General features: G+C 71.2%; 24 protein-coding genes. 11 read left to right on the forward strand and 13 right to left on the reverse strand.

Translation table 11 applies throughout. From position 1 onward, the window contains the following. Window positions 1–127: 127 nt before the first annotated feature. Window positions 128–988 (forward strand): DUF4184 family protein, encoded by an 861-nt coding sequence (locus tag ACPA54_RS23720; RefSeq protein WP_423532849.1) that lies wholly within the window; start codon window positions 128–130, stop codon window positions 986–988. 542 nt (window positions 989–1,530) lie between these two features. On the opposite strand, the gene ACPA54_RS23725 is transcribed toward ACPA54_RS23720, so the two are convergent. Beyond that, a complete protein-coding gene (locus ACPA54_RS23725; RefSeq protein WP_423532851.1) occupies window positions 1,531–2,313 on the reverse strand; it encodes a hypothetical protein in 783 nt (260 codons plus the stop codon). 716 nt (window positions 2,314–3,029) lie between these two features. On the opposite strand from ACPA54_RS23725, the gene ACPA54_RS23730 reads away from it, so the two are divergent. Further along, on the forward strand, window positions 3,030–4,472 hold the full coding sequence (locus tag ACPA54_RS23730) for a phosphotransferase family protein (RefSeq protein ID WP_423532853.1): 1,443 nt from the start codon (window positions 3,030–3,032) through the stop codon (window positions 4,470–4,472). Between the two features lie 100 nt (window positions 4,473–4,572). Here ACPA54_RS23730 and ACPA54_RS23735 read toward each other — a convergent pair whose 3' ends face one another. The 4 genes from ACPA54_RS23735 to ACPA54_RS23750 form a co-directional block, all read right to left on the reverse strand. Then, the gene (locus ACPA54_RS23735) at window positions 4,573–4,752 is read right to left on the reverse strand and encodes a DUF6104 family protein (protein WP_345678884.1); all 180 of its coding nucleotides are present in this window, start codon (window positions 4,750–4,752) and stop codon (window positions 4,573–4,575) included. A 126-nt stretch (window positions 4,753–4,878) separates the two neighbouring features. Beyond that, on the reverse strand, window positions 4,879–8,664 hold the full coding sequence (locus ACPA54_RS23740; RefSeq protein WP_423532855.1) for a multifunctional oxoglutarate decarboxylase/oxoglutarate dehydrogenase thiamine pyrophosphate-binding subunit/dihydrolipoyllysine-residue succinyltransferase subunit: 3,786 nt from the start codon (window positions 8,662–8,664) through the stop codon (window positions 4,879–4,881). Window positions 8,665–8,991: 327 nt separating this feature from the next. Further along, window positions 8,992–10,095: a sensor histidine kinase gene (locus ACPA54_RS23745; RefSeq protein WP_423532857.1), complete on the reverse strand. Its 1,104-nt coding sequence runs from the start codon at window positions 10,093–10,095 to the stop codon at window positions 8,992–8,994. Further along, on the reverse strand, window positions 10,095–10,958 hold the full coding sequence (locus ACPA54_RS23750) for a response regulator transcription factor (protein WP_423532859.1): 864 nt from the start codon (window positions 10,956–10,958) through the stop codon (window positions 10,095–10,097). The genes ACPA54_RS23745 and ACPA54_RS23750 overlap by 1 nt, the downstream gene beginning before the upstream one ends. A gap of 351 nt (window positions 10,959–11,309) precedes the next feature. Between ACPA54_RS23750 and ACPA54_RS23755 the strand changes: the two genes are divergently transcribed. Further along, on the forward strand, window positions 11,310–12,179 hold the full coding sequence (locus ACPA54_RS23755; RefSeq protein WP_423532861.1) for a phosphatase PAP2 family protein: 870 nt from the start codon (window positions 11,310–11,312) through the stop codon (window positions 12,177–12,179). Between the two features lie 123 nt (window positions 12,180–12,302). Then, window positions 12,303–13,838: an MFS transporter gene (locus tag ACPA54_RS23760; RefSeq protein ID WP_423532863.1), complete on the forward strand. Its 1,536-nt coding sequence runs from the start codon at window positions 12,303–12,305 to the stop codon at window positions 13,836–13,838. A 25-nt stretch (window positions 13,839–13,863) separates the two neighbouring features. Here the strand turns inward: ACPA54_RS23760 and ACPA54_RS23765 are convergent, their stop codons facing one another. Further along, entirely contained in the window at window positions 13,864–14,190 is a 327-nt protein-coding gene (locus tag ACPA54_RS23765; protein WP_423532865.1) for a rhodanese-like domain-containing protein, read from the reverse strand. Between the two features lie 39 nt (window positions 14,191–14,229). On the opposite strand from ACPA54_RS23765, the gene ACPA54_RS23770 reads away from it, so the two are divergent. Then, a complete protein-coding gene (locus ACPA54_RS23770; RefSeq protein WP_423532867.1) occupies window positions 14,230–14,877 on the forward strand; it encodes a TetR/AcrR family transcriptional regulator in 648 nt (215 codons plus the stop codon). Between the two features lie 74 nt (window positions 14,878–14,951). Here ACPA54_RS23770 and ACPA54_RS23775 read toward each other — a convergent pair whose 3' ends face one another. From ACPA54_RS23775 to ACPA54_RS23785, 3 genes are all read right to left on the reverse strand, one after another. After that, a complete protein-coding gene (locus ACPA54_RS23775) occupies window positions 14,952–16,100 on the reverse strand; it encodes an RNA ligase (RefSeq protein ID WP_423532869.1) in 1,149 nt (382 codons plus the stop codon). 172 nt (window positions 16,101–16,272) lie between these two features. Then, window positions 16,273–17,184: a hypothetical protein gene (locus ACPA54_RS23780; protein WP_423532871.1), complete on the reverse strand. Its 912-nt coding sequence runs from the start codon at window positions 17,182–17,184 to the stop codon at window positions 16,273–16,275. Next, complete coding sequence (locus ACPA54_RS23785; protein WP_423532873.1) at window positions 17,181–17,609, reverse strand: peptidase inhibitor family I36 protein; 429 nt, start codon at window positions 17,607–17,609, stop codon at window positions 17,181–17,183. Before ACPA54_RS23785 ends, ACPA54_RS23780 begins: the two co-directional genes overlap by 4 nt. 254 nt (window positions 17,610–17,863) lie before the next feature. Here ACPA54_RS23785 and ACPA54_RS23790 point away from each other — a divergent pair, with 254 nt between their 5' ends. The 3 genes from ACPA54_RS23790 to ACPA54_RS23800 all read left to right on the forward strand — a co-directional run bounded on the left by ACPA54_RS23790 (window position 17,864) and on the right by ACPA54_RS23800 (window position 21,113). Next, entirely contained in the window at window positions 17,864–19,156 is a 1,293-nt protein-coding gene (locus tag ACPA54_RS23790; RefSeq protein ID WP_423532875.1) for an efflux RND transporter periplasmic adaptor subunit, read from the forward strand. Further along, window positions 19,153–19,848 (forward strand): ABC transporter ATP-binding protein, encoded by a 696-nt coding sequence (locus ACPA54_RS23795; RefSeq protein WP_423532877.1) that lies wholly within the window; start codon window positions 19,153–19,155, stop codon window positions 19,846–19,848. The genes ACPA54_RS23790 and ACPA54_RS23795 overlap by 4 nt, the downstream gene beginning before the upstream one ends. 104 nt (window positions 19,849–19,952) lie before the next feature. Next, a complete protein-coding gene (locus ACPA54_RS23800; RefSeq protein ID WP_423532879.1) occupies window positions 19,953–21,113 on the forward strand; it encodes an ABC transporter permease in 1,161 nt (386 codons plus the stop codon). 17 nt (window positions 21,114–21,130) lie between these two features. Here ACPA54_RS23800 and ACPA54_RS23805 read toward each other — a convergent pair whose 3' ends face one another. Continuing rightward, the gene (locus tag ACPA54_RS23805) at window positions 21,131–21,784 is read right to left on the reverse strand and encodes a class I SAM-dependent methyltransferase (RefSeq protein ID WP_423532881.1); all 654 of its coding nucleotides are present in this window, start codon (window positions 21,782–21,784) and stop codon (window positions 21,131–21,133) included. Between the two features lie 166 nt (window positions 21,785–21,950). Between ACPA54_RS23805 and ACPA54_RS23810 the strand changes: the two genes are divergently transcribed. Together ACPA54_RS23810 and ACPA54_RS23815 are read left to right on the forward strand one after the other, a co-directional pair. After that, the gene (locus ACPA54_RS23810) at window positions 21,951–22,694 is read left to right on the forward strand and encodes a hypothetical protein (protein ID WP_423532883.1); all 744 of its coding nucleotides are present in this window, start codon (window positions 21,951–21,953) and stop codon (window positions 22,692–22,694) included. A 167-nt stretch (window positions 22,695–22,861) separates the two neighbouring features. Further along, window positions 22,862–23,278, forward strand: a complete 417-nt coding sequence (locus ACPA54_RS23815; protein WP_423532885.1) for a DUF3592 domain-containing protein — start codon at window positions 22,862–22,864, stop codon at window positions 23,276–23,278. Here ACPA54_RS23815 and ACPA54_RS23820 read toward each other — a convergent pair. Next, the gene (locus ACPA54_RS23820; protein WP_423532887.1) at window positions 23,275–24,069 is read right to left on the reverse strand and encodes an enoyl-CoA hydratase/isomerase family protein; all 795 of its coding nucleotides are present in this window, start codon (window positions 24,067–24,069) and stop codon (window positions 23,275–23,277) included. The genes ACPA54_RS23815 and ACPA54_RS23820 overlap by 4 nt on opposite strands. A 244-nt stretch (window positions 24,070–24,313) precedes the next feature. On the opposite strand from ACPA54_RS23820, the gene ACPA54_RS23825 reads away from it, so the two are divergent. Then, complete coding sequence (locus ACPA54_RS23825; RefSeq protein ID WP_423532889.1) at window positions 24,314–24,646, forward strand: DUF1330 domain-containing protein; 333 nt, start codon at window positions 24,314–24,316, stop codon at window positions 24,644–24,646. Window positions 24,647–24,882: 236 nt separating this feature from the next. On the opposite strand, the gene ACPA54_RS23830 is transcribed toward ACPA54_RS23825, so the two are convergent. Next, a complete protein-coding gene (locus ACPA54_RS23830; RefSeq protein WP_423532891.1) occupies window positions 24,883–25,614 on the reverse strand; it encodes an ABC transporter permease in 732 nt (243 codons plus the stop codon). After that, on the reverse strand, window positions 25,611–26,396 hold the full coding sequence (locus ACPA54_RS23835) for an ABC transporter ATP-binding protein (RefSeq protein WP_423532893.1): 786 nt from the start codon (window positions 26,394–26,396) through the stop codon (window positions 25,611–25,613). Before ACPA54_RS23835 ends, ACPA54_RS23830 begins: the two co-directional genes overlap by 4 nt. Between the last annotated feature and the right edge of the window lie 35 nt (window positions 26,397–26,431).

Below are 26,431 nucleotides of genomic sequence, written 5' to 3' on the forward strand. Positions count from 1 at the left end.
CCGACTACGCTGGAAACTACGGGGGTTCCCCCGGCCGGTGTGATCATCCGACCGGCATAGCCTTGCCTGCCCAGCCGACCGGCGCCCCCGCCGTCGGCCTGCCACCGACGGGACCCGGAACGCCTCGATGCCTTTCACGCTCAGCCACATCGCCGCGACCCTGCCGCTCGCCTCTGGCACGCGCACCGGTGTCCCCGGCGAACCCTCGCGCCGCGGCCCGCTCGTCGCGTCCGCGCTCGCGTTCGGGTCGATGGCGCCGGACGCCGTCCTGTTCGTCGACCTGCGCCTCGGCCCGCTCTCCTACGAACGCGGCGACACGCACGCCGTGGTCCCCGGTGTCTTCCTCATCGCCCCGGTCCTGACCGCGATCGCCGTCGCCGTCTGGCACCTGCTCCTGCTCCGCCCGCTGCTCGCCCTCGTCCCGGACGCCATCCGCGCCCGCATCGAAGCCCCGCTCCTGCCGCACGTCCCCGCCGACCTCCGCACCGGCCGCCTACGCCCCCGCGAACTCGTCGGCATCGCGGGCTGGTTCCTCGTCTCGTCCTGGATCGGCGCCCTCACCCACCTGTGCTGGGACGCCTGGACGCACTACGGCGACCCCGGCGTCGCCAACGTCGCCCCCTGGCTCCGCGACGAAGGACTCTTCGGCCGCCCGTGGTTCGTCCTCCTCCAACACACCAGCACCGTCGTCGGCCTGGCAGCCATCACGTGGTGGTCCACCCGGCGCTTCACCGCACTCCCCGCCCACCCTGTCGACCACCGCACCCGCATAGGCGTCCCGGCCCGCCTGGCCGTCCTCGCCGCCCTCTCCCTCGCCGGCCTCGCCGCGGCGATACACCGCATGCGCCCCTACAACGGCCAGTCCTTCGAGGTCGTCGGCTTCTACTTCGCCACGGGCTTCGGCCGCGGGTTGGCCCTGGCGCTCCTGACCTACGGTGCTGTATGGGCGGTCTGGCGCGGCCGCGGGACGGTCACTCGGGCGGGCTGAAGTCCGCATAGGCGGTGAACGCCGGCAGTCGTGAGCCAGCGGCGTGGGGGGAGGGCGCGGGCTCGTCCGGGGCGAATGCCGCGGCGAGGACGACCGGATCGTGAAATCCGGTCGGCTCTCCGGCGGAACCGAGCGCGTGGGGCTTCGACCCATACCAAGCCGCCGCCACACATCGCGGCGGCGATCGCACAGCACACCCCGAGCGCGACACCGTCACGCGTTCGACCGCGGTCGACGTACGCAAATTGCCCGAACTCGGGGCCGTCAGCCCGCCGTCCGCAGGACGCCACGGTCAGGGAAACCCAGCCCTCGTTCAGCCCGGCCAAGGCCACCGACACCGAGCCCGCGTCGCCGTCGTCCGGGCTCTGCCGCGCGTCGAGGACTTCCGCCAGGGGGCGGTCACTCTCGCTTCCACCCGAGACCGCCAGTGTCCCCCCGGCGCCTGGCCAAAGCAGCCGGTCGGCGACGGCTGCCGCAGCGGCCACGACCTCCGCGAGCGCCGTCTCCCGTTCCAGCCGGGTGGACCACTCAAGAGCCATGGCCTACAACTCGGCGCTCTTGTCGGCCTCGTGTGCGGCGCCGCGGGGTTCTTTGGCCGTCCGCACCTCGGCCGAGGGAGGTCCGGCCCTTCCGGCCCCCGGATTCCCGGGGAGCCCGGGCGCTCCGGTGCTCATACCCCGGGCTGCCGCACGGCGCCCGTCCAAGTGCCGGAGGCTTTCGAGGGCGAGGTACCCGTTTACAGCGGAATCGGCCTGCCTGAGGAGGAAGACGTCCACCCTTTCCTCGGCCGCCGTGATCGCGTCGGGTTCGCCGCGCGGGAACCCGGCCGCGGAGCCCGCATGCCAAGTGAAACGAAGGTCGGCGAGGCGCTCCACGGCGGTGCGGGCATTCGAGTCGACCATGACTCGGTGGTTCAACGGCGCGATGTTCCGATTCTCGGCCCACTCCAACAGGGACGCGGCGTCGTGGCCCCCCTGTTCGGCTTCGTCTCGTGCACGCTTGCTCAACTGGCTCACGCGGTCCCGCTGGCCCTGGGCGCGCTCGGTGCGGATGTGCTCCGCCATGGCGTCCGTGATGCGCCCGTGGTGCGTCCCAAAGCCCACATACACGTCGACCTCGGCGGTGACGGCCGCCTCGATGTCTTGCAGCGCCCGCGCATGAAGCGCCTTCGCGCCGGCATCGAACTGCCCGGTCTGTTCGGCGTTCCCCTGCTCCTTGGCTTCGTGCTGGAGCCATCGCGCGGCTATGTAACGCGCCTGGGCGGCGAGCACCGGCGACTTGCCGAGACGGCCCAGGTCCTCGAGGACTTGACGCAGTGTGGCCACGCGCACAGCGAACCGGTCGGACCGACGCCCGTCCACGGATCCCGCGAACTCCCGCGTGCAGAAGACGAATTCCCACGCCGACAGGACAGTCCGGCACCGGGCGTCCGCAGTGCGCACGGCACGTCGCGGGAAGGCGATCCGCGCGCACCTGCGGCGACGCGGGATCCGAGCGGTCATCCTCGAACCACCCGACCCGCACACAGGCCCCTCAGCCACGCGAGAGCCGTCCCACGAAAACGACCGTGGGGCCGGACGCACAAGCGGGGTTGGTGAGGAACTCGTGTCGTGTGGGTGCCGGCTGGAGACTGGCGTGCCGGCATCGTGCTTCATGCACTGGAGGCGATCATCATGCGCTCCTCTGACGACCGCGGACGTGTCTGCGGCGCGCGGGTGCCGGATGCGGAGCACCGTCAACCCGGTGCCCGCTGCCCCGAAGGCCGCTACAGTCCGGCTGTGGACGACACCGTGGTGAGACTTCGGGCCGCACGCAACACGGAGCCGGTGAAGACGGTGAAGCGGAGCGCCGTGGTGGTGGGTGTCGGCGAGACGGCGTACACGGTTCCGCGACGGGTTGTGCCTGAGCTTCGGCGGGCACCGGGCCTGACACCACCGTGGTCGCATCGATGGGGACGGTCAACTGCCTGTCGCTGGTCCGGTCGCGATCCGCGTGCAGGCAGGGGATGAGCCCGTCGCACGCTGCGGACGGGTCGTGGCCGATGAGCGACGCCGCAGCACGTGCCTTGGCCCGACAGGTCGAGCGGCGGATTGACGACAAGTCCGCGGTGGCCCTGGTGGGTCAGCAGAACCTCTCGGTCAGGTGCCAGGACCGCGAGTATGGCGCGCTGTTGTACCGGCGTCCCAAGATGGAGGCGAACGACAAGTACGACCGTGTCTGGGCGGAACCGGCGATCATCCGCGCCATGAGCCATCTGCCGCAGACGCCCGGCATCGTCTACGCCACACCCGGTTGGACGCGCAGCGACGGGCATTTCATGCTGATCGAGTACATCGAGGGTATGGCCGAACTGCCCCAGAACGGTCCGGCCTTTCGGGAGCCGTTCCCCGAGCGCCTTGTGGAATTCGACATCCCGGAGTACATGGGCCAGGTCTCCCGTCTGAGGATCGACGCGTCACCCATCGGGGTGTTGCCCCCTGCGACCCGCCAGGGCTTCATCGACCATCACACGCGGCGCGTACGTCAGGACTGGGCACGCGTCACGGGCATCCCCGCCGTCGGCCGACTGCACGAGGACCTCGTCTTTCCGAAGGACTTCACCCGGCTCATCGCCGCTCCTGTGGACGCCCTCGAACACGTCCCGGAAGTACGCCACGTGAAGGGACTGCCGGACATCTGGGCGGGCAACATGGGTGTCCTGCACGACAGGACAGTGTTCTTCGACCCCGAACTGCTCACCGTCGGCGACCCGAGGTACTTCATCGCCTCCACCTTGAACCAGTGTCTGCTCCCCGAGGACCAGGAGGTCCGGCTCCAGGAACGCGCACGTGAGGAACTGGGCGTTCCCGAGCGTGGCTTCGACGAGGGAGTGACGGCGTGGCGTGACCTCCGCCGCGCGAGCGGTGCGATCACCGCCCCGGAGTGGCGTGCGAACAACTTTGCCGACTCGGTTGCGTACGGCGTCCCCGAGGAAACGGTGGCGAGGGAGATCGCCTATCTCGCCGAGCAGCACGCCGCGGGCTGGGGCAAGGCTATGGGCCGCCTCGGCGGTGGCGAGTTGTCGGCGGAGGCCCTGGCATGGGCCTACCGGCGGATGTACGACGACGCCGTGATCCAGCACAAGGCTGCCGGCAGCCCCCACCCCAAGGGCCCTCGGCGGACCCTTGTGCTGACGATGCCGGAAGGCTTCACACCCAGCAGCAGTGTGCAGGCGTACGCGGAAGGAACGGCCAGGAAAAGGCCGGAGCTTCGGCCCGGTGGGCTGATCGCCGTGCCGGAACCGCCAAGGCGGGGGTCCCCTGCGCCGGTGACGTCGACCGCGAACACCGCCGCCGCGCTGCCCACGGTTTCTTCGCTCGCGGACGAAGTCCGCCGGTCGGCTCCGGGAGTCAACGTCGGGTTCCCGGCACAGCTGCCGGGGGTCGGCCACGTCGACGCCCACCAGGACAAGAGCCTTGGCGTGACGGCCGAACGTTCACGCTGAGGGCTGAGGGACCGTTGAACGCCCCGCGTGGTGGAGGACAGGGCGCTCGGGTCGGGTCCGCTCGCGCCGACCGGCTGCGCGGCTCTCCCCGCTCGCGCTCCTACTCCTCGTCCTCGTCGTCCAACCGCGCCAGCCAAGTCGCCAGGCGTTCCACCGGGGTTTCGAACTCCGGGTTCAGGTCGACGAAGGTGCGAAGTTGTTCGGCGAGCCAAGCGAAGGTGACTTCCTCGTCGCCGCGCCGCGACTCCAGTTCTTCGATGCCCCGGTCGGTGAAGTACACGTTGCTGCTCCTGTGCCGTGCGTGCGGGTGCGGGTGGACGCGGAAACGGGTCCGCCCCGGCGCATCGTAAGCGCCGGGGCGGACCCGCGGAAAACCGGCCCGTAACGAGCCGTGGGGGCTGGCGGACTACGCGAACGCCTCCGCGACCAGGCCCTGCTGCTCGGCCTCGTGGCGCTTGGCCGAACCCACCGCGGGGGACGACGCGTGCGGACGGGCGATCCGGCGCGGCGTCGGCAGGCCCGCCTCGACCAGGTTGAGCGCGATGAACGGCCACGCGCCCTGGTTCGCCGGCTCTTCCTGGGCCCACACGAGCTCCAGGCCGTTGCCGTAGCGCTCCATGCCGTAGCGGGTCAGCTCGGTGCGCATCTCCTCGACGGGCAGCGGGTAGAGCCGCTCGACGCGGACGATCGCGACGTCGGTCGCGCCGGACTTCTGCCGGTGCGCTTCGAGGTCGTAGTAGAACTTGCCCGACGTCATGACCACGCGCCGCACCTGCTTCGGGTCCACCGAAGTGTCGCCGATGACGGGGCGGAACTCGCCCGAGGTGAACTCCTCGATCTTCGACGCGGCGGCCTTGAGGCGCAGCATCGACTTCGGGGTGAACACCACCAGCGGCTTGTGGTGCGGGTTGTGCGCCTGCCAGCGCAGCAGGTGGAAGTAGTTGCTGGGCAGGGTCGGCGCGGCGACCGTCATGTTGTTCTGGGCGCACAGCTGGAGGTAGCGCTCGATGCGCGCCGAGCTGTGGTCCGGGCCCTGGCCTTCCATGCCGTGCGGGAGCAGGAGCACGACACCGGAGTGCTGGCCCCACTTCTGCTCGGCGGACGAGATGAACTCGTCCATGATCGTCTGGGCGCCGTTGGCGAAGTCGCCGAACTGCGCCTCCCACAGCACCAGGGCGTTCGGGCGGGCCAGCGAGTAGCCGTATTCGAAGCCCATCGCGGCGAACTCGCTGAGAAGCGAGTCGTACACGGTGAACTTGGCCTGCTCGGGGGTGAGGTTCGCCAGCGGCGTCCACTCGCCGCCCGATTCGCGGTCGACGAGGACCGCGTGGCGCTGGCCGAAGGTGCCGCGGCGGGAGTCCTGGCCGGCCAGGCGGACCGGGTGGCCTTCCATGAGCAGCGAACCGAACGCGAGGGTCTCGCCCATCGCCCAGTCGATCGTGCCGTCCTCGACCATCGCCGCGCGGCGCTGCAGCTGCGGCTGCAGGCGCGGGTGCGGGGCGAAGCCGTCGGGCAGGGAGATCTGCGATTCGACGATCCGCTTGACGGTCTCGCCGGCGATCGCGGTGCCGATCGGGCTGGGGAACTCGGGCAGCTGCTGCGGCTCGGGGTGCGCCGGGAGCTGCGCGGTGGTCGCCTCGCGGACCTCGGCGAACACCTTCTCCAGCTGGTCCTGGTAGTCCTTCAGCGCCTGCTCGGCTTCGTCGACGGTGATGTCGCCGCGGCCGATGAGCGCCTCGGTGTAGAGCTTGCGGACCGAGCGCTTCTTGTCGATGAGGTCGTACATCAGCGGCTGCGTGAACGACGGGTTGTCGGCCTCGTTGTGGCCGCGGCGCCGGTAGCAGATCAGGTCGATGACGACGTCCTTGTGGAACGCCTGCCGGTACTCGAAGGCGAGCTGCGCGACGCGCACGCACGCCTCGGGGTCGTCGCCGTTCACGTGGAAGATCGGCGCTTCGACCATGCGGGCGACGTCGGTCGCGTACATCGACGAGCGCGATGCGGCCGGGGCGGCGGTGAAGCCGACCTGGTTGTTGATGACGACGTGCACGGTGCCGCCGGTGCGGTAGCCGCGCAGCTGCGACATGTTGAGGGTCTCGGCGACCACGCCCTGGCCGGCGAACGCGGCGTCGCCGTGCAGGAGCAGCGGCAGGACGGTGAAGCCCGCGCCGGCCATGTCGATGATGTCCTGCTTGGCGCGGACGACGCCTTCGAGGACCGGGTTGACGGCCTCGAGGTGCGACGGGTTCGCGACGAGCGACACCTTGACCTGGGCGCCGTCCTCGGAGGTGAAGGTGCCTTCGGCGCCGAGGTGGTACTTCACGTCGCCGGAGCCGTGCATCGACTTGGGGTCGATGTTGCCTTCGAACTCGCGGAAGACCTGGGCGTAGGACTTGCCGACGATGTTGGTCAGGACGTTGAGGCGGCCGCGGTGCGCCATGCCGATCGCGACCTCGTCGAGGCCGGCTTCGGCGGCGGCGGAGATGACCGCGTCGAGCAGCGGGATCGTCGACTCGCCGCCTTCGAGGGAGAAACGCTTCTGGCCGACGTACTTGGTGGCCAGGAAGGTCTCGAACGCTTCGGCGGCGTTGAGCTTGCGCAGGACGCGGAGCTGGTCTTCGCGGTCGGGCTTGGTGTGCGGGACCTCGACGCGTTCCTGGATCCAGCGGCGCTGCTGCGGGTCCTGGATGTGCATGTACTCGACGCCGACGGTGCGGCAGTACGAGTCGCGCAGGACGCCGAGGACCTCGCGGAGCGTCATCATCGACTGCCCGGCGAACCCGCCGACCGCGAATTCGCGTTCGAGGTCCCACAGGGTCAGGCCGTGCTCGACGACGTCGAGGTCGGGGTGGCGGCGCTGCTTGTACTCGAGCGGGTCGGTGTCGGCCATGAGGTGGCCGCGGACCCGGTACGAGTGGATCAGCTCCTGGACGCGCGCCGTCTTGTTGACGTCGTCCTCGTGGCTGGCGGAGATGTCCTGCACCCAGCGCACCGGCTCGTACGGGATGCGCAGGGAGGCGAAGATCTCGTCGTAGAACCCGCCCTCGCCGAGGAGGAGCTGGTGAATGCGACGCAGGAACTCGCCCGACTGCGCACCCTGGATGATCCGGTGGTCGTAGGTGCTGGTCAGGGTGAGGATCTTGCTGACCGCGAGGCGGGCCATGGTGTCCGAGGACGCGCCCTGGAACTCGGCCGGGTACTCCATCGCGCCGACGCCGACGATCGTGCCCTGGCCGGGCATCAGGCGCGGCACGGAGTGCACGGTGCCGATGCCGCCGGGGTTGGTGAGCGAGACGGTGACGCCCGCGAAGTCGTCGACGGTGAGCTTGTTGGCGCGGGCGCGCCGGACGATGTCCTCGTAGGCCTGCCAGAAGCCGAAGAAGTCCATCTCTTCGGCCTTCTTGATGGCGGCGACGACCAGCTGCCGGTCCCCGTTCGGCTTGGTCAGGTCGATCGCGAGGCCCAGGTTGACGTGCTCGGGCTTGATGAGGAACGGCTTGCCGTCGCGCTCCTCGAAGCCGTGGTTCATCGCCGGCATCGACTTGATCGCCTGCACCAGGGCGTAGCCGATGAAGTGGGTGAAGGAGACCTTGCCGCCGCGGGCCCGCTTGAGGTGGTTGTTCACCACGATGCGGTTGTCGATCAGCAGCTTCGCCGGGACGGCGCGCACGCTGGTCGCGGTCGGGATGGTCAGGCTCGCGTCCATGTTGACGGCGACGCGCGCGGCCGGGCCCTTGAGCTGGACGGCTTCCGGTCCGGCGGACGGCGCGGGCGTGGCCTTGGCGGCGGGCGTCTCGCGGTCGGCCGGCGTCGGCTTCGGCGCGACGGCCGCGGCGGCGTTCTGCAGGCCGCTGGTCACCATCGGGTGGCTGGACGCGGGCGCGGGTGTCGTCGTGGCGACGCCGGGCGCTCCGTTGGTGTTGCTGGCAGGTGCCGCCGCGGCAGGTGCGGCGGGGGCGGCCGGGGCCGCCTGGATCGGTGCGGGCGCGGCGGTGCCGGGCGCACTCTCAGTGCTGGTGGTGATGGGACCGCTCCGGTTCGACGAGTCTGCTGCGGGTGCGTTTACCGCGTCTCCGCTGGGCTTGTAGTCGGCGAAGAAATCCCACCAGGCACGATCCACCGAACTGGGATCTTGCAAGTACTGCTGGTAGATCTCGTCGACAAGCCACTCGTTGGGGCCGAAGCTGGCCATCGGGTTGCTAGGGGACTGTGACGACACGGCGGCAACCGCCCTCTTCCGCTTCCTGGGGTGGTGGACAGCGGGAAACAAGGCTACGCCCTTTCGGCCATGGTGCGCAGGCCCTACGTCCTACGCGTCGCGTAGATCACAGAGAGATGACCGAGAGGCGGAGAATTGTCCCTTTGCTGGTAATTCTAGGTGACTCAATGTCATAACCGGAGCGCCGGTATCCCGTGAGCGCGAACCGCCTTGGGGCGCCCTACCCGCGTTGACCAGTACACATGTGCGGTGCGGGGGTCTTGGGGGGTTTTGCTCCGCACGGCGTGGGGTCACCCTCGGTCATGGCCGGAGATGGGCCGACAGACTGTCGGTACCGGCCTGATCGCGGGCATTCCGGTCCGGAAGAACGACGCGTATTCGGCACCCGAACCGGGATTCGGCCACCGCGATTTCACCGCCGTGCAGGTCCACCGCCCAGCGGGCGATGGCGAGCCCGAGTCCGGTGCCGCCGCCTTCGCGGCGCCGGCCGCCCTGGTATTCGGGGGCTTCCCCGATCGCGGTGCCGCCGCGGATGAACCGCTCGAAAACGCGGGTGCGCTCCTCGCGCGGAATACCCGGGCCCTGGTCCTGCACGTCCAGGACGAGGCTGCCGGGGCCCTCGTGGGCGGTTGCATGGAGTGACACCCGGCCGCCGGGCGGGGAGTGCCGGCAGGCGTTGGCGACGAGGTTGGTGACGACCTGGTGGAGCCGCTCGGGGTCGGCGACCGCGGTCAGCGTCGACGGTTCGACGTCGACCACGAAGACCACGTCGAGGCCGACCGCCTCGGCCTCGCGCAGCACGCCCTCCAGGAACGGCCGCACCGCGAATTCGCGAGCCCGCAGGGGCACCACGCCCGCGTCGATGCGGGACAGGTCGAGCAGGTCCGCGACCAGCCGGCCGAGCCGCTCGGTCTGCGTCAGCGCCTGCCCGAGGCGTTCCTTGTCGGGCTCCCACACCCCGTCGACCAGGTTCTCCAGGAGCGCCTGGAGCCCGGCGATCGGGGTGCGCAGCTCGTGCGAGACGTTGGCGACCAGTTCGCGGCGGTGCCGGTCGACCTGTTCGAGGTCGGACGCCATGCGGTTGAAGGCGTCCGCGAGCTGCCCCACCTCGTCGCGCGAGGTGGCGCGGACCCGCCGCGAGTAGTCGCCCCGTGCCATGGCGCGGGCGGCCGCGGTCATCTCGCGCAGCGGCGACGTCATGCCGTGCGCGAGCAGCAGCGTGACGGCGAGGCTGGCCAGCGACGTGACCACGAACATGTACCGGAACCGCACGTCGGCGCGCAGGCCGAGGATCATCAGCACGGTCGACGTGAACACCGACGCGACGACCAGGACCCCGAGTTTGATCTTGATCGAGCGCAGCGGGTCCAGCGGCCGGGCCCGCATCCACGCCGGTCGGGCCATCACGGCACCACCCCGGACCCGGCGGATCCGGCAGTCCCGGCGGGCCCGGTGCCGAGGTCGCCCGGCGTCTCCAGGGCGTAGCCGACGCCGTGCACGGTGCGGATCCACTCCGCGCCGAGTTTGCGGCGCAGCGCCTTGATGTGGCTGTCGACGGTGCGGGTGCCGGACGCGTCGACCCAGTCCCACACCTCGGCCAGCAGCTGTTCGCGCGACAGCACGGCGCGCGGACGCGTCGCGAGGCACATGAGCAGGTCGAACTCGGTCGGCGTCAGGTGGATCTCGGCGCCGTCCAGGTGCACGCGCCGCTGGGTGCGGTCCACGCTCAGCCCGGCCAGCCGGACCGTCTCGGGGGCCTCGCGGCGGGCGGCGGCCTGGGCGCGCTCCATGCGGCGCAGCAGCACGTGCACGCGGGCGACCAGCTCGCGCATGGAGAACGGCTTGGTCATGTAGTCGTCCGCGCCGACCGCGAGGCCGACCAGCAGGTCGGTCTCGTCGTCGCGGGCGGTCAGCATCAGCACCGGGACGGCCGGGTGCACGTTGTGTATCCGGCGGCACACCTCCAGGCCGTCCAGGCCGGGCAGCATGACGTCGAGCACGACGATGTCCGGCCGCTGCCGCTCGGCGAGCGCGACCGCGGACGGGCCGTCGGTCGCCACCGCGGTGGCGAAGCCTTCGGCGCGCAGCCGCGCGGCGACCGCGTCGGCGATGGTCGGTTCGTCCTCGACGACGAGCACGAGGCGCTGTTCGCCCGGCCCCGCGGCGGCTTGGTGCGGGACGCCCGGGGACGGGACGGAAGACGCGGCGAAAGGTGCGCCGGACGCGGAGTGCGGCAGCGGGGCGGATGCGGACGCGTGGTCGCTCATGCCCGCAGCGTAGAGAGGGGTGCGGGGGGCGTGGGGGCCGGATGGCAGGACTTGTGGACAACGGATGCCGGAGGGCGCCCGAGGATCCCCAGGGATAACTCCCCGCGCACAACCGGGAACCGCACAGTGTCCCGGAATGTCCTTGGAGGGAGAGAAGTTGGACCTGGGGGTGATTTCCGCCGGGTGCTTCTCGTTCACGTGGTGGACGCCGCCCGTTGGCGCAAGGCATAGGCTGGCGTGCGGCTTGCAGCCGCCGAGCGCGACGAAGCGCTGACGCTGCGCAGGAATTCGGTGACGCAACGCAACATCTGACGACTTGTCAGAGCGAGTCGTAGTGAGGAGCAAGGGGGCGTGGTGCTCGGCAGGCTCAAAACCGGAAGCCCGGAAACGGCGCCAAGCGCCCCCGTCGCGGACCCCGCACCACCGCCCGCGCCGGGCTCCGAAGAGGAGCGCATCGCCAAGCGGGCCGCCCGCAAGCAGACCGCGCGCGACGCCATCCGCGAACTGCTCCTGGTCGCGTCCCTGTTCCTGGTCTACAAGTTCGGCCGCGGGATCTCCGGCAACGAGGACGCCAAGGCGTTCGCCAACGCCAAGGAAGTCCTCACCCTCCAGCAGGACCTCCACCTGCCGGACGAGTCCGTCGTCCAGCACTGGTTCATGCAGTCCGACGCGCTGATCACCGCGGCCAACAAGTACTACGCGTTCGTGCACTTCCCGATCACCGTCGCGTTCCTGCTGTGGCTGTGGATCCGCCACCGCGACCACTACAAGTGGATACGGAACCTCCTGGCGATCATGACCGGCATCGCGCTGGTCATCCACATCCTGGTGCCGCTCGCGCCGCCGCGGATGATGCCCGGCTTCGTCGACACCGGCATGCAGGACGGCAGCTCGCCGTACTCCGGCGTCGGCGCCAAGATCGCCAACCAGTACGCGGCCATGCCGTCCCTGCACTTCGGCTGGGCCCTGGTCGTCGCCATCGGCGTCATGGCGGTGTGGTGCAACCGCGACCCGCTGCGCCGCGCGGGCAGCCGACTGATCTGGTTCCACCCGGCGATAACGCTGCTGGTGGTCGTGGTCACCGCGAACCACTACTGGCTGGACGCGTTCGTCGCGACGATCCTGCTGGCCATCGCGATGGTGATCGTGCCGTTCCCGGACCGCTCCCCGCACGCGAAGCTCATCCGGATAATCCCGGCGCCACGGGCCCCGAGCCGCTGACCCGAGCCCGGCTGTCCGCCCGCCGAAACCCGCCCGAAGGGGCCCCGCCGACCGGGGCCCCTTCGGCGTTCCCGGGGCCGGTTTCGCCGTGCTGTCGGGCGCCGAAGCACCGATGATCGGGGTATGGCGGAGACCGCGCGGTCGGAAAGCGTCCGGTTCGAATCGGCGGCCGGACGGTGGATCCTGCTGGCCACCGTCCTCGGGTCGGGCATCGCGATGCTCGACGGCACGGTCGTCAACGTCGCGCTGCCGACCATCGGCCGCGACCTGGGCGTCTCGGTGTCGGCGCTGCAGTGGATCGTCAACGCGTACACGCTCACCCTCGCCGGGCTCATCCTGCTCGGCGGCGCCCTGGGCGACCGCTACGGGCGCAAGCGCGTGTTCGTCATCGGCGTCGCCTGGTTCGCCGCCGCGTCGCTGCTGTGCGGGATCGCCCCGAATGCCGAGCTGCTGATCGCCGCCCGCGCCCTGCAGGGCATCGGCGGCGCGCTGCTCACCCCCGGATCGCTGGCGATCATCCAGGCGACGTTCCATCCCGACGACCGGCCGCGCGCGGTCGGCGCCTGGTCGGGCCTGGGCGGTGTGGCGACGGCGATCGGGCCGTTCCTGGGCGGCTGGCTGGTGGACGCGGCGAGCTGGCGGTGGATCTTCCTGATCAACCTGCCGCTCGCGGTCGTCACGATCGCCGTCGCGATCCGGCACGTGCCCGAGACGTTCGACCCCAAGGCCACCGGACGGTTCGACGTCACCGGCTCGGCGCTGGCCGCGCTGTCGCTCGCCGGGGTGACGTGGGCGCTGATCACCGCGCCGACGGCGCCGGTGACCGCGGCGTTGGCGGGCATCGCGGGCGTCGCGGCCGGTGCGGCGTTCGTCATGACGGAGCGGCGGGTCGCGGAGCCGATGCTGCCGCTGGACGTCTTCCGGTCCAAGCAGTTCACCGCGGTCAACGTGGTGACGCTGTGCGTGTACGCGGCGCTCAGCGCGGTGCTGTTCTTCCTGGTCCTCCAGCTCCAGACGGTGTCCGGCTACTCGCCGCAGGCCTCCGGGCTGGCGACGTTGCCGATCACCGTGCTGATGCTGCTGCTGTCCGCGCGGTCCGGCGAGCTGGCGAAGCGGATCGGGCCGCGGATCCAGATGACCGTCGGGCCGCTGCTGTGTGCGGCAGGGCTGATGTTGATGCTGCGGATCGGCGCGGACGCCCCGTACGTCACCACCGTGCTGCCGGGCGTCGCCGTGCTCGGCCTCGGCCTGTCGGTGACGGTCGCTCCGCTGACCGCGACGGTGCTCGCGTCGGTGGATGTGAGCCGTGCGGGCATCGCGAGCGGCGTCAACAACGCGGCGGCCCGGGCGGCCGGGCTGCTGGCGGTGGCGGGGCTTCCGGCGATCGTCGGGATGACCGGCGACGGATACCGGGTGCCGTCGACGGTCGACTCGGGCTTCGACAAGGCGATGCTGATCTGCGCGGGCCTGCTGGTGCTCGGTGCGGTGCTGGCGTGGCTGACGGTCAGCGCGGACGCGCTGGCCGGCAAGCCGGGCGAGCCGGAGCACGCGGAGCCGGAGTGCCGGACGGCGTGCGCGGTGCAGGGGCCGCCGATCGAGGGGGCGCACCTCGACGCGTCCACCGCGGACGGCTCCGCGCGGGAGCGGGGGGCCGAGTAGTCCCAACGCTCCCGCGCGGGTCGGGTCAGGCGGACTCGACGGGCAGGCCGGCTTCCACCCAGTCCTCGATGCCTTCCTTGTACTTGCGGACATTCGTGTACCCCATACGCGTGAGCGCGTCGGCGACCTGGCCGCTGTTGGGGCAGGCGGCGTTGGAGCAGTAGGTCACCACGGGGCGGTCGAGGTCGGGGAGCACCTCGGACGCGCGGTCGGCGACCTCGCTCGGGTGCAGCGGTACGGCGCCGGGCAGGTGCTGCTGGGCCCAGTAGTCGCCGGCGAGCGCGTCGACGACGGTGACGGAGCCTTCCTTGACGGCGATTTCCAGGTCGGCACGGGTGATGAGCACGGTCATGAGTGGACGCCTTCCAAGTAAGTGGACTATGGTCCGGTTGTGCCCGACAAAATTAACGGACCGCAGTCCGCTTCGTCAACCGGCGTTCCGCTGACGTCCGGCCCGCCGCGCCGCGAACGTGCCGACGCGGTCCGCAACCGCCGCCGGATCCTCGACGCCGCCGCGGAACTGTTCGCCGCGCACGGGGTCGAGCAAGTGAGCATGGACGCGATCGCCGCGGCCGCGGGGGTGGGGAAAGGCACGCTGTTCCGCCGCTTCGGAGACCGGGCCGGGTTGGCGGCGGCGCTGCTGCACGAGCGGGAGACGGAACTGCAGGAGGGGATCCTGCGGGGGGAGGCGCCGCTCGGGCCGGGCGCGGGGCAGGCGGCGCCGGCCGACCGGCTGGAGGCGTTCGTGCGGGCGTACCTCGACTACGCCTTCGCCAACCTGGAACTCGTCCGCGCGTCCGAGACCGCCTCGCCGGGCGCCCGCTACCGGATCGGCGCCTACCGGTTCTGGTGCCACCACGCGGCCGTGCTGCTGACCGCGGCGGGCCATCCGGCACCGCGCGTGGAGATCCTGGCCGAGGCGCTGCTGGCCCCGCTCGCGGCCGAGGCCCTGACCGCGCAGCTCGACGCGGGCCGCACGCCCGCGGACATCGCGGACACGCTGGCCTGGCAGGCGCGGCAGGTTGCGTCGGGGGTGTGAGTCACCCGGTCGGGGGAACCGGCCGCGCTACATCAGCGGCTGCGTCACCCCGACCGGTCCGACCGCGCTCGGGCTCAGCCCGGGTCGCCCACCAGGAACGGAACCCCTGCGGTGGCCGGGCGGACCGCGCGCCAGGCGAGTTCGTCGATGGGGCGGTTGTCGTACAGGAGGAACAGCGCCGCGCGGTAGGCCTTCAGCGCCGGGTCGGTGGCCTTGCGGGCGAATGCCGGGCGGTCCGGGACCGGGCCGATCGCCGCGAAGGCGGCGTGCGCGGCGGCCGCCCAGTCGTCGTGTTCGCGGGTCAGGCGGGCGGCGACGGTGAGGATCCAGGTGCGGAACTCGTCGGGCATGCGGTCGAACAGTTCCGCGGGGTCCCCGCCGCGCGAGAGGACCTCCCAGACGCCGCGCTCGTTGGTGCGCGTCATCGTGGCGTGCAGGCGCACGTAGTCGCCCAGTTTCACCTTGGCGCGTACACCGGACGCGAAGCGCACCACCCACCCCTCCGCCTCCGTGCCGGCCAGCGGACGGCCGTCCGGGCCCCGGTTGTTCGCCGCGTCGCGCAGCAAGTCGGCGAGGGAGCCTGGGCGGTGGCTGTCGACCACGTCGCCGATGCCGTGCCAGGCCGCGGCGAGCTCGGCGAGCGGGAGTTCGGCACCGTCGGGCCCGTAGCCGCCGAGCAGGACGAGCGTGCTGCGCGAGCCGTGGTCGACAACGATCCGGTTCTCGGGGTAGACGACCTCGGCGAGGTAGGTCGTGCCGGGGGAGAGGGATCCGGTGTCGTGCGTGTCCAACCAGGCCTGCGCCCAGACGGCTTGCGGCGAGGTGAACGAGGACTTCGTCGCGGCGCGCCAGCGTCCCGCGTGGTGGAAGAGGATGCCGAGGCTGCCGTCGACCTTGTCGTACAGCTCGAACGGCTCGCCGGCGGGCAGGGGCGGTGCGAACGGCGAGTCGGGGGTGTGCTGTTCGGCGTTGAAGAACTTGGGGAAGGCCTGCGCGGCGATCGTGCCGGTCTCGTCGTCGACGATCAGGCCGCGGGTCCAGCGGGTGACCGGCGTCCAGCGCTGGGTGAGGAAGCAGCGTGCGGTGTACGCGTAGACGGAGAGCGGGAGTTCCGGGTGCCGGGTGCGGCGCACGAAGCCCGCGGCCACCTCCTCGGCCAACGCGGCGGGCGACATCAGCGCGGACAGCGGGCGCGGTTCAGGCCCCGATCGCGCATCGGACACGGGACGTAGCTCGGCCTCCACGGAAACCCCCGGGCACAGACGAAACGGCGAACGCGGCCGAGTATGCGCGGCGACCCGTCGCGCAGTCGCGTCAATTTCGCGGGGGGCCCGGTGGAGGCGGGGCGGTGGCCGCGGAACTGCCTTCGGGAGGCCGTTCCGCGGCCGGGTCCGGTCACCCTGCGGTGACGATGCCGTTCGCGACGCGGATGCTCGTGTCGATGGACCGGCGGACCTGCTCCAGCTTCTCGAAGTTCGCTTCGATTTGCTGTTTCTGGTAGGCCGATTCGACGGCGAACCAGGTGCCGACCACGTTGTTCTCGGTCATGCACGCGAGATCGGCCACCGCCGTGCCGATCTCCTCCGCGCTTGCCGTGGGAGTCGACCAGCGCGGATCCTGGTTCGCCTCCTTGGGCGTCGCGTAGGTGTAGCCCTTGCCCTTCATGCACGCGGACCAGGCCGCGAACGCCTGCTTGAGACGCGGGTCCTGGGTCGAGCGCGACATGCCCTCGATGTTGATCGTGCTGACCAGCTCGTCGTCCTGGATGATGACGCCGCGCTGGGCGAGCGTCCGGTCCACCTCGCCGAAGCAGCCGCCTTCCGGGATGTCGCGTCCGGTGGTCTGCCCCGGGGCGTCGCCGCCGTCGGAGGAGCCGGTCAGGACCGCGAGTTCGGTCGGCGAGCGCTGCGGCTCCACGGCCGGAGTGCCGACGCCCGGCTCCTGGTGGTAGCCGTAGGCCGACACGTGGGCGCTGCTGTCCACGTACCGCATCTGCGACTGCGTCTTGCCGGCGGTGGGATCCGTGCCGCCGTCCGCCGTCGCGGGCCGGTAGTCGAACCCGAAGCGCTGCATGCACTGGGTGACCAGCTGCCGACGGGCGCTCATGATGGTGGCGAACTGGCCGGGCTGCAGCATGTACGCCTCCAGGGGAAGTGCCTGGTGCGACATGTCCGTCAGCTGCTGCACCGGACCGATCGAGGGCGGAGCCGCGTCCGTCCCGCCGTCGGACGACGACGAGCAGGCCGTGGCACCGGCGACTATGGCGAAAGCCGCGATCGGGCCGAGTACGGTGCGCGCAATTCTCATACGGGCTTGTGGGACAGGTCGAGGCCCGTGTTCATGAGCTGCGACGCATTCTCGTTCTTCATCTTGCTGTTGAGGTTGGCCTTGCTGCCCGGGGGGAACTTCTGGCAGGCGTATTTGCAGTTGTACGTGTTGTTGTAGAACACCGTCAGAGTGAGCGAGGTGCTCATGTTGCGCACCGACGCGACGTTGTTCTTCAGACGCTGCCCGTTGGCGTTGCCGCCCTTGAACTTGTAGGGCGCGTAGTCCGAAACCGGGCCGCTGATCCCGTACTTCGACCCGCCGTAGCCGGAGTTGTAGTACAGGCAGGCGTCACCCGCCTTGCAGGATCCCGCGGTCGCGGAGGCCGGAGTGGCCGTGAGGAAAACCGAGCCGAGGATCGCGGCTGCGGAGGCTGCCGCGAGGAAAGTCCGTGGGCGATTCACCATCGTCCTCCTTGTTGTCTGTGCATTCCGAAACCGAACTCGGGTCGCTGTGCCGGCGGCTTGGTGGGGGTGATTCCGAAGTCAACGCCGTCATAGCAGAGTTCATCTTTGGGCCGGAAAATATGGGGGGTCAATCACCTATCCAATACGCGCGCACGGCGGCCTCCCGCGGCCCGTTCGTGGCACCGTTGCCCGTCGGCAGGACAGGCCGGGGGCGGGAGCGCGCCCGGTCGCGACCGGGAACCGGAGGCGAGCAGGTGATTCTCGGCGAGGCGGTCTACACCCCGCCCGGCGGCCGGCGCTCCGCATCCGAGACGGGCCCCGGCGACCGGCGGCGGCGGATGCTCATCGTGATCGTCGTCGGCTCGGTTCTGCTCGTCGTCCTGGGCCTGCTGGCCGCACAGTTCGTGAAATCGCCCGCGCAGCGGGCCAGCGATGCGGCGCCGCCGGCGAAGTCCCTGATCACCGCGCAGGTGGAATCCCGCCGTCTGGTGGACACGGTCATGCTGCGCGGCAAGGTGACGCCCGCGCAGTCGGTCCAGGTGCCCGCGAGCGGCGCCGGGAAGTCCGGCGCCGACGGCGGGGCCGCGGTGGTGACGGGTGTGCGGGTCAAGACCGGGGCGGCCGTGAACGGCGGCCAGGTGCTGCTGGAGATCTCCGGGCGGCCGGTGTTCGTGCTCCAGGGCGACGTCCCCGCGTACCGGGACCTGAAGCCGGGCGCGCAGGGCAAGGACGTCGAACAGTTGCAGAAGGCGCTCAGTGCTGTTGGCGTGTCGACCGGTTCGGATGCCGCCGGCTCCTACGGCAACGGCACGCGCGACGGGGTCGCCGCCTTCTACCAGCGCATCGGCTACACCGCGCCGCAGGCCTCCGCGGCCGGCGACGGCAAGGACGCGGCGGGGCCCGCGGGAGCCATGCTGCCCGCGTCCGAAGTGGTCTTCCTGCGCACTCTCCCCGGCCGGGTGACCGCGCTCGACGCGCAGGTCGGCGAAGCCGTCGCCGAGCACGCGCTGACGCTGTCCGCGGGCACGCTCGTCGTGCGGGGCGCGCTCGCCCCGGCGGACAAAGAGCTGGTGCGTACCGGGATGGCCGTGAAGGTGCTGTCCGAGCTGACCGGTGTCGAGGTCGCGGCGACGGTGTCGTCGGTCGCCGACACACCGACCGACCCGGCCGCGGACAAGGCGTCGGGCGACGGCAAAGCCGCCGTCTCGGGCGGCCGTTCGTTCGAAGTCGTGGTGACGCCGACCAAGCCGCTGGATCCGCAGCTCGCCGGGCAGGACGTCCGGCTCACCGTCGAGGCCGCCGCGTCGGCCGGCCCCGTGCTCGTCGTCCCGGTGACCGCGATGTCGGCGACGGCGGACGGCCGCACCGTGGTGACGGTCGTCGGCCCGAACGGCGACCGGCGCCGGGTCGAGGTGCGGCCGGGCGCCACCGCGGGCGGCTTCGTCCAGGTCACCCCGGCCGGGACGGCGAAACTCGGCCCCGGCGAACGAGTGGTGGTCGGCGTGGGCGGCGACGCCGCGGGCGCGGACGGCAAGGGCGCGAAGTGACGCCGCCGGTCATCGCGCTGGAGCGCGTCGGTCTGACCTACCCGGGCCCGCCGGAGACGACGGCGCTCGCGGACGTGGACCTGCGGATCGAGACCGGCGAGTACGTGACGATCGTCGGCCCGTCCGGATCGGGCAAGTCGACGTTCCTCAACGTCGTCGGCCTGCTCGACCGCCCCACCTCCGGACGCTACTTCCTCGACGGCACGGACACCTCGACCCTGACCGACGCCGAACGCTCCGGCCTCCGCGGAAGCCGCATCGGTTTCGTGTTCCAGTCGTTCCACCTCCTGCCGCACCGCACCGCCGCGCAGAACGTCGAACTCTCCATGGTCTACCAGGGAGTTCCGCACAGTGAACGGGTCGTCCGGGCCCGCCGCGCCCTCCTCCTCGTCGGCCTGCGGCACCGTATGACGGCGATGCCCACCACGATGTCCGGCGGCGAACGCCAACGCGTGGCGATCGCCCGGGCGTTGGCGGGCAAGCCGAAGCTGCTGCTGTGCGACGAGCCGACCGGCAACCTCGACAGCGCGACCGCCGACGAAGTCCTCGCGCACCTCGACGCGCTCCACGGCGCCGGCATGACCGTCCTGCTGATCACCCACGACCCGGCGGTCGCCGCCCGCGGCACCCGCAGCCTGGCCATCCGCGACGGACGGCTCACCGTGCGGGCACCGCGGGACGCGGTCCGGTGAGGCGTCTGCCGCAGCTCCGGTGGCGGCCGGGCCGGCGCCCGGCCTCGGACTTGCCGCGCTCCACCTTCGGCCGGCGCGACCTCGTCCGGCAGTCCGTGGCGGGGATGCTCCAGCGTCCCGCGCGGTCGATGCTGACGGTGCTCGGCACCGTCCTCGGCGTCGGCACGTTCGTCGCCGTGCTCGGGCTGACGGCGACCGCGGGCGCACAGATCGACGAACGGTTCGACCGGTTCACCGCGACCGAGGTCACGGTGCAGGACACCGGCGGCAGCGACGCCGACTACGTGCCCAACTCGTTCCCCGCGGACGCGGACACCCGGGTCGGCGCCCTCAACGGGGTGACGGCCGCCGGCACGTACTGGACGGTGCGGCTGAGCCCCGAGGACGACATCCGCTCGCTGCCGACCGGCCGCGGCCCGGCCGGCGAACGCCCGCCGCTCGTGGCCGCCACCGCGGGCGTCTTCGGCGCCGCCCAAGCGCAGTTCACCCAAGGCCGGTCCTGGGACGCCTTCCACGACGGCCGCGGCGAACGCGTCGCCGTGATCGGCGCCGGAGTCGCCGCGCGACTCGGGATCACGACGCTGGAGACCCAGCCGGCCGTGTTTATTGCCGACAAGCCGTTCACCGTGATCGGCATCCTCGGCAGCACCAAGCGCATGCCCGACCTCCTGGTGTCGGTGCTGGTGCCGCGCACCGCCGCCGAAGGGCTTTGGGGTCCCCCCGACGCGGGCGGACGCGCCGCGATGCTGATCTCCACCCGCATGGGCGCCGCCCGGCAGGTCGCCCAGGAATCCCCGTACGCGCTGCGCCCCGAACACCCGGACTACTTCAAGCCGATACCGCCGCCGGACCCGCGGACGCTGCGCAACAACGTCACCTCCGACCTGGACACGCTGTTCCTGATGCTGGCCGGGATCTGCCTGGCGATCGGCGCGGTCGGCATCGCCAACACCACCCTGGTCGCGGTCATGGAACGCACCGCCGAAATCGGACTGCGCCGCGCGCTGGGTGCGCGCGGCGTCCACGTCCTGGCGCAGTTCATCGCCGAATCGGCGGCGCTCGGCGCGGTCGGCGGCCTGATCGGCACCAGCCTCGGCACCATCGCCGTGGTCGGCACGGCCGTGGCGCGCGACTGGACGCCGGTCGTGCACCCCGGCACGGTGCTCGCGGCGCCGTTCATCGGCATGCTGACCGGGCTGGTCGCGGGGCTGTACCCGTCGTGGCGGGCGTCCCGGATCGAGCCGGTCGAAGCCCTGCGCCGGTGAGCTGTGCCGGGGCCGGCTTACTCGGCGCTGGACATCAGCAGATGGCCGCGCCGGAACCGCTCGCCTTCGAGTGGTTCGCGGAGCATGCGGCCGACCTCGGTGAAGCCCGCCGCGCCGGCCATGGCGGCCAGGTCGTCGACCGGCCAGCGGTAGGCGGTTGTCACCTTGTGGTCGAACGGGGTGACCGGACCGCCTTCCGCCTCGAAGAACCCGAGCGCGAGATGCCCGCCGGGCGCGAGGAGGCGCCGGAACTCGGCGAAATAGGAGGGGAGTTCGACCGGCGGCGTGTGGATGACCGAGTACCACGACAGGATGCCCTGCAGCGTGCCGTCGGGGAGGTCCACGGCGGTCATCGAGCCGATCTCGAAGCGGATGTCCGGGTAGGCCGCGCGGGCGAGTCCGATCATCGCCGGGGACAGGTCGATGCCGAAAATATCCGTGAGGCCCAGATCACGAAGATGTGCGGTGGTTTGACCGGGTCCGCAGCCGAGTTCGGCGACGGGCCCGCGGCCGTGCACGAGTTCCGCGAAGACGGCGAGGAACGCGCGGTCGAGGGGTGTGGTGTCGAGGGCGTTGCGTGCCATGTCGGCGTAGAGGGTGGCGACGGCGTCGTACGCGTCGGCGGTGGTGGCGAGGTAGGCGGGCGCTTGGGCAGGGGAGGCGTCGGTCACGGGACACGACCCTAACGGCCGAGGGAAATACCTCATTTACTCGCCGCAGGACATATCCGGCCGGATCCGTGACCGCCGGTTTGCCGATGTCCCGGGAGGATGCTCGGCGCGCTGTGCCATCACACAGGCCACGTGCATCACTTGCGTTACCCACGGGGAGGAACCCATGAACGTCTTCCGGACGCGGAGGTCCGTCGCGGCGATAGCCGGATTGGTGGTGGCCGGTTCGCTGGTCCTGACCGGCTGCAACGACTCCAAGAAGAACAGCGGCGAGAAGACCAACCCGGACAGCGGTCCGCCGTCCGGAGTCTCGACGGCCGCCGCCTCGAACAGCCCCTCGGCGGGGTCGGCCGCGGGTTCCTCGGCCGGCTCGTCGTCCGACTCGAAGGCGCCGACGAGCGCGGCGAACGGCGGCGGCTCGGGCTCCGGCGGCAGCGCCGCGAAGCCCGGCACGACGCTGAAGATCGGCGAAGCGGCGACCATCGACTTCCAGAGCGGCTCGACGAAGGGCACGGTCACCATGACGGTGACGTCGATCGACGCGGGCTCGCCGGCCGACCTGTCCTCGCTGAAGATGACCGGCAGCGGAAGCATCGCGGGGCTGACGCCGTACTACATCAAGTACACGATCACGAACGCCGGGACGACGGACCTGTCGTACACGTCGGCGACCAACATGCACGGCCTGATGCCGGACGGCGGCATGGCGCAGCCGCTGATCCTGTTCGGCGCCGACTTCCCCAAGTGCACGGACCACACCGCCCCGACGGCCTTCACCAAGGGCAAGTCGTTCGACACCTGCGTGATCGCCCTCGCCCCGAGCAGCAGCAAGGTCGCGGGCGCGGAGTGGACCGAGGAGCCGTACGACAAGCCGGGCAAGTCCGTCAGCTGGGGCGTCGCCCCGCGCTGACCCGGGCACCGGACGTGAACCACCACGTCCGCCCGCCGTGACCTGACCACGCCGCACGCCGGGGGATCGCCGCCGCGATCCGCCCGGCGTGCGACGGCGTGAGCACCCTCCGTGCCGGAGGGATATGCCCGTTGTCCTGCCTCCGGCCGTACGACACCATCCGGGTCATGGTGCGCGACATTTTCTTCGTTCTGCTGGGCGCCTTCCTGGCGTACCTGGGGTGGTGGTGCATACGCACCTTCGTCGCCCAACGGAAGATGAAGCGCGACGGCATGCCCGCGACAGCGGTGGTCGTTCGCGTCGGCTATGACACCGACGACGACGGCGACACGCACTGGATCGTCGCCGAGTTCACGACCGCGGACGGCACCGAGGTGGTCACGGACCGGCTCTCCGTCCACAGCGCCCGCGAGGTCGGCGACACCGAGGACATCACGTACCTGCCGACCACACCCACGACCGTCTCCGTGGTCGCCAACCGTGACCAGGTCACCGCCGTGGCGCTCATCCTGGTGATGATGCCGGTCTGTCTCGTCGTCGGCCTGGGCATGTTCGGCATCGGGCTGGCGGGACTCCTCGGCTAGCCGCCCCAGGTGAACTCCGGCGCCCGGCGCTCGGTGAACGCGGCCAGGCCTTCCTGGACGTCCGTGGAAGCACGCGAAGCCTGTTCCCAGGCGTGGACGCGGTCGGGATCGATCGTTTCCGAACCCAGCAGGTCCTTTGCTGCACGCACGGTCAGTTGGGAGCGCGAGGCGATCGTGGCCGCGACGGCGTAGACCCGCTCCTCGGCGTCTTCGGGGCTGTGGACGGCTTCCACGAGGCCCGCCTCGTGAGCCTGCCGGCTGTCGATCAGGTCCGCCGTGAACAGCAGGTATTTCGCCGTCGAGACGCCGACCAGCCGCGCCAGGCGGTGCGTGGACGTGGCGTCGTAGACGATGCCGAGCTTGGCGGGGGTGACACCGAAGCGGGCCGTGCTGTCCGCGAAGCGGAGGTCGCACGCGACCGCGAGCTGGCAGCCGCCGCCCACGCACGGGCCCTGGACCAGGGCGATGGTGGGCTTGGGGAACGCCGCCAGCGCCTGCTCGGCGGTCGCGTTGAGCGCGTGGTACGCGTCGGCGGATTCCGCGGTGGCGTAGTGCCCGCGCAGCTCGCGGATGTCGGCGCCGGCCGAGAAGACCCCGCCGGTGCCGCGGAGGACCAGGACCCGGACCTCGGCGTCCTGCGCCAGCACGTCCAGCAGGCCCGGGATCGCCGACCACATGGCCGCCGTGAGGGCGCCCTTCGCCTGCGGGCGGTCGATGCGGAGCGTGGCGATGCCGTCCTCGACGGTGGCGACCAGCCCGTCCGCGCCGGTGTCCAGCTGACGTGCGCCCATGCGTATCGGCCCCTTCCGAGGTTCGCGAGATGCCGGTCGGGGGACCGATCCGGCTGCCGTACCGGTCACGGTACGGGTTGGCCGCCGGGCACCCGACTCCGCATTACCTATGCGCGACTGATTCCGCCCCCGGCGCCGCTCCGTAGGTTCATGGGCAGAGGGAGACGCCGCAAGCGCCCCGCACCGAAGACCCGACACGGGACCGGCGCAAGAGCCGGAAACCCCGACCCACGAGGAGCCCGCCATGACCGCCTACGCCATCGCCCAGGTCAACTCCGTCCGGTTCAACGCCGAGATCGTCGAGTACCTGCTGCGCATCGACGCCACCCTCGACCCGTTCGGCGGCCGGTTCATCGTCCACGCCCCCAAGGACCTGCGCGTGATGGAAGGCACTTGGGGCGACGCCGGGACGATCGTCATCGAGTTTCCGTCGATGGACGCCGCCACGGCCTGGTGGGACAGCCCCGCCTACCGCGAGATCCTCCCGCTCCGCACCCGCCACATGGACGCGGACATCATCCTGGTCGAGGGCGTCCCGGCCGGATACCGCGCCGAGCAGGCGGTGAAGGAGCAGTGAGCGCGGCTCCGGCTTGCCGGGCTCACGCCGCGGCTCGACGTGTCCGGTCCCTGGCGGCGGTGCCGCGCTCGGAGGTGCGCGGCACCGCCGGATGTGCGGAGGACGGGCCGTCGTGGTCAGGTCGGCCCGTCCCGCCCCGGAGGCAGCGCCTCCCGGGACAGGACTCGTTGGTGCGAATCCCCGGACGAGTCTGCCGAGTTGGGGTCGTAGGACCAATCCGCCATTCGGGGGAAGCGCTACGCCGTCCTTCGGCGCAAGGTCGTCGCGCCGAGCACGAGGGCTGCTGTCGCGCTGCCCGCGACGACGGCGATGTCGACGACGAAGTCGCCTCCGACGTGGGGTGACTTGGTGAGCTGGTTCATGGCGTCCACGGCGTAGGAGAGCGGCAGGACGTCGGAGATCACGCGCAGCGCCGGCTGCATGTCGTCACGCGGGACGAAGAGCCCGCACAGCAGGAACTGCGGAAGAACGACCGCCGGCATGAACTGGACGGCCTGGAACTCGGTGTCGGCGAAGGCACTGACGAGCAGTCCGAGGGCGAGGCCGAGCAGCGCATCCAACACAGCGACCAGGAGCAGCAGCCACGTCGACCCGGCGATGTCGAGGCCGAGAAGCCCGAGGGACAGCCCGGTGGCGAGCAGCGCCTGGAGTACCGCCATCAGGCCGAAGGCGAGGCCGTAGCCGCCGATGAGGTCGAACTTGCGGATGGGCAGCGTGAGAAGGCGTTCCAGGGTGCCGCTGGAGCGCTCCCGGAGCGTGGCGACCGAGGTCACGAGGAACATGACGACGAACGGGAAGATCCCGAGCAGCGGGCCGCCGATGCGGTCGAACATCGGTGCGTTGCCCGCGTAGAGCCACCGCAGCAGGGCGAGCAGCAGGCACGGGACGAGCAGCATCAGGGCGATCGTCCGCGGATCGTGCCGGAGTTGGGCCAGGACGCGGCGGGCGGTGGCGAGGAGCGGGGTCATCGGGGATCGGCCTCTCCGCTGGAACGGGTGGCGCTCTCGGGGCTTTGGGCGCCCGCACCCGCTTCGATGAGGGCGAGGAACACCGATTCGGCGTCCGCGGCGCCGGTGGTTTCGCGGAGGGAGTCCGGGGTTTCGTCGGCGAGGAGTCTGCCGTCGCGGAGGAGCAGGAGGCGTTGGCAGCGGTCCGCTTCGTCCATGACGTGGCTGGAGACGAGGAGCGTGACGCCGTCCGCGGCGAGGCGGTGGAAGAGGTCCCACAGGTCGCGGCGGAGGACGGGGTCCAAGCCGACGGTGGGTTCGTCGAGCACGAGGAGTTCGGGCGTGCCGAGCAGCGCCGCGGCGAGGGAGACGCGGGCGCGCTGGCCGCCGGAGAGGTGCGAGACGCGGTCCTTGGCGTGGGCGTCCAGGTCGACTTCGTGGATCACGCGGTCGACGTCGGTCTTGGGGACGCGCAGCAACGCGGCGAAGTAGTCGAGGTTCTCGCGCACGGTGAGGTCCGTGTAGACGGACGGCGCCTGCGTGACGTAGCCGAGCCGGGTGCGGAGGCTTGCGTGTCCGGCGGGGCGGCCCAGCACGGTGAGGGTGCCTTGGACGTGCGCCTGGACGCCGGTCAGGGCGCGCATGAGCGTGGTCTTGCCGCAGCCGCTCGGGCCCAGCAGGCCGGTGACGCTGCCGCGCGGGACGGTGAAGGTCAGGTCGTGGAGGACGGTGCGGCCGCCGCGTACAACGGTGAGGTCGGCGGCATCGATGGCCGGGCGTGCGTCCGGATCCGGGGTCGGCATGCGCCGAATATCGAGGGCGGCGGTGAGCCGGTCAA

The organism is Uniformispora flossi (assembly GCF_049534875.1).
GTDB lineage: Bacteria > Actinomycetota > Actinomycetes > Streptomycetales > Streptomycetaceae > Yinghuangia > Yinghuangia aomiensis.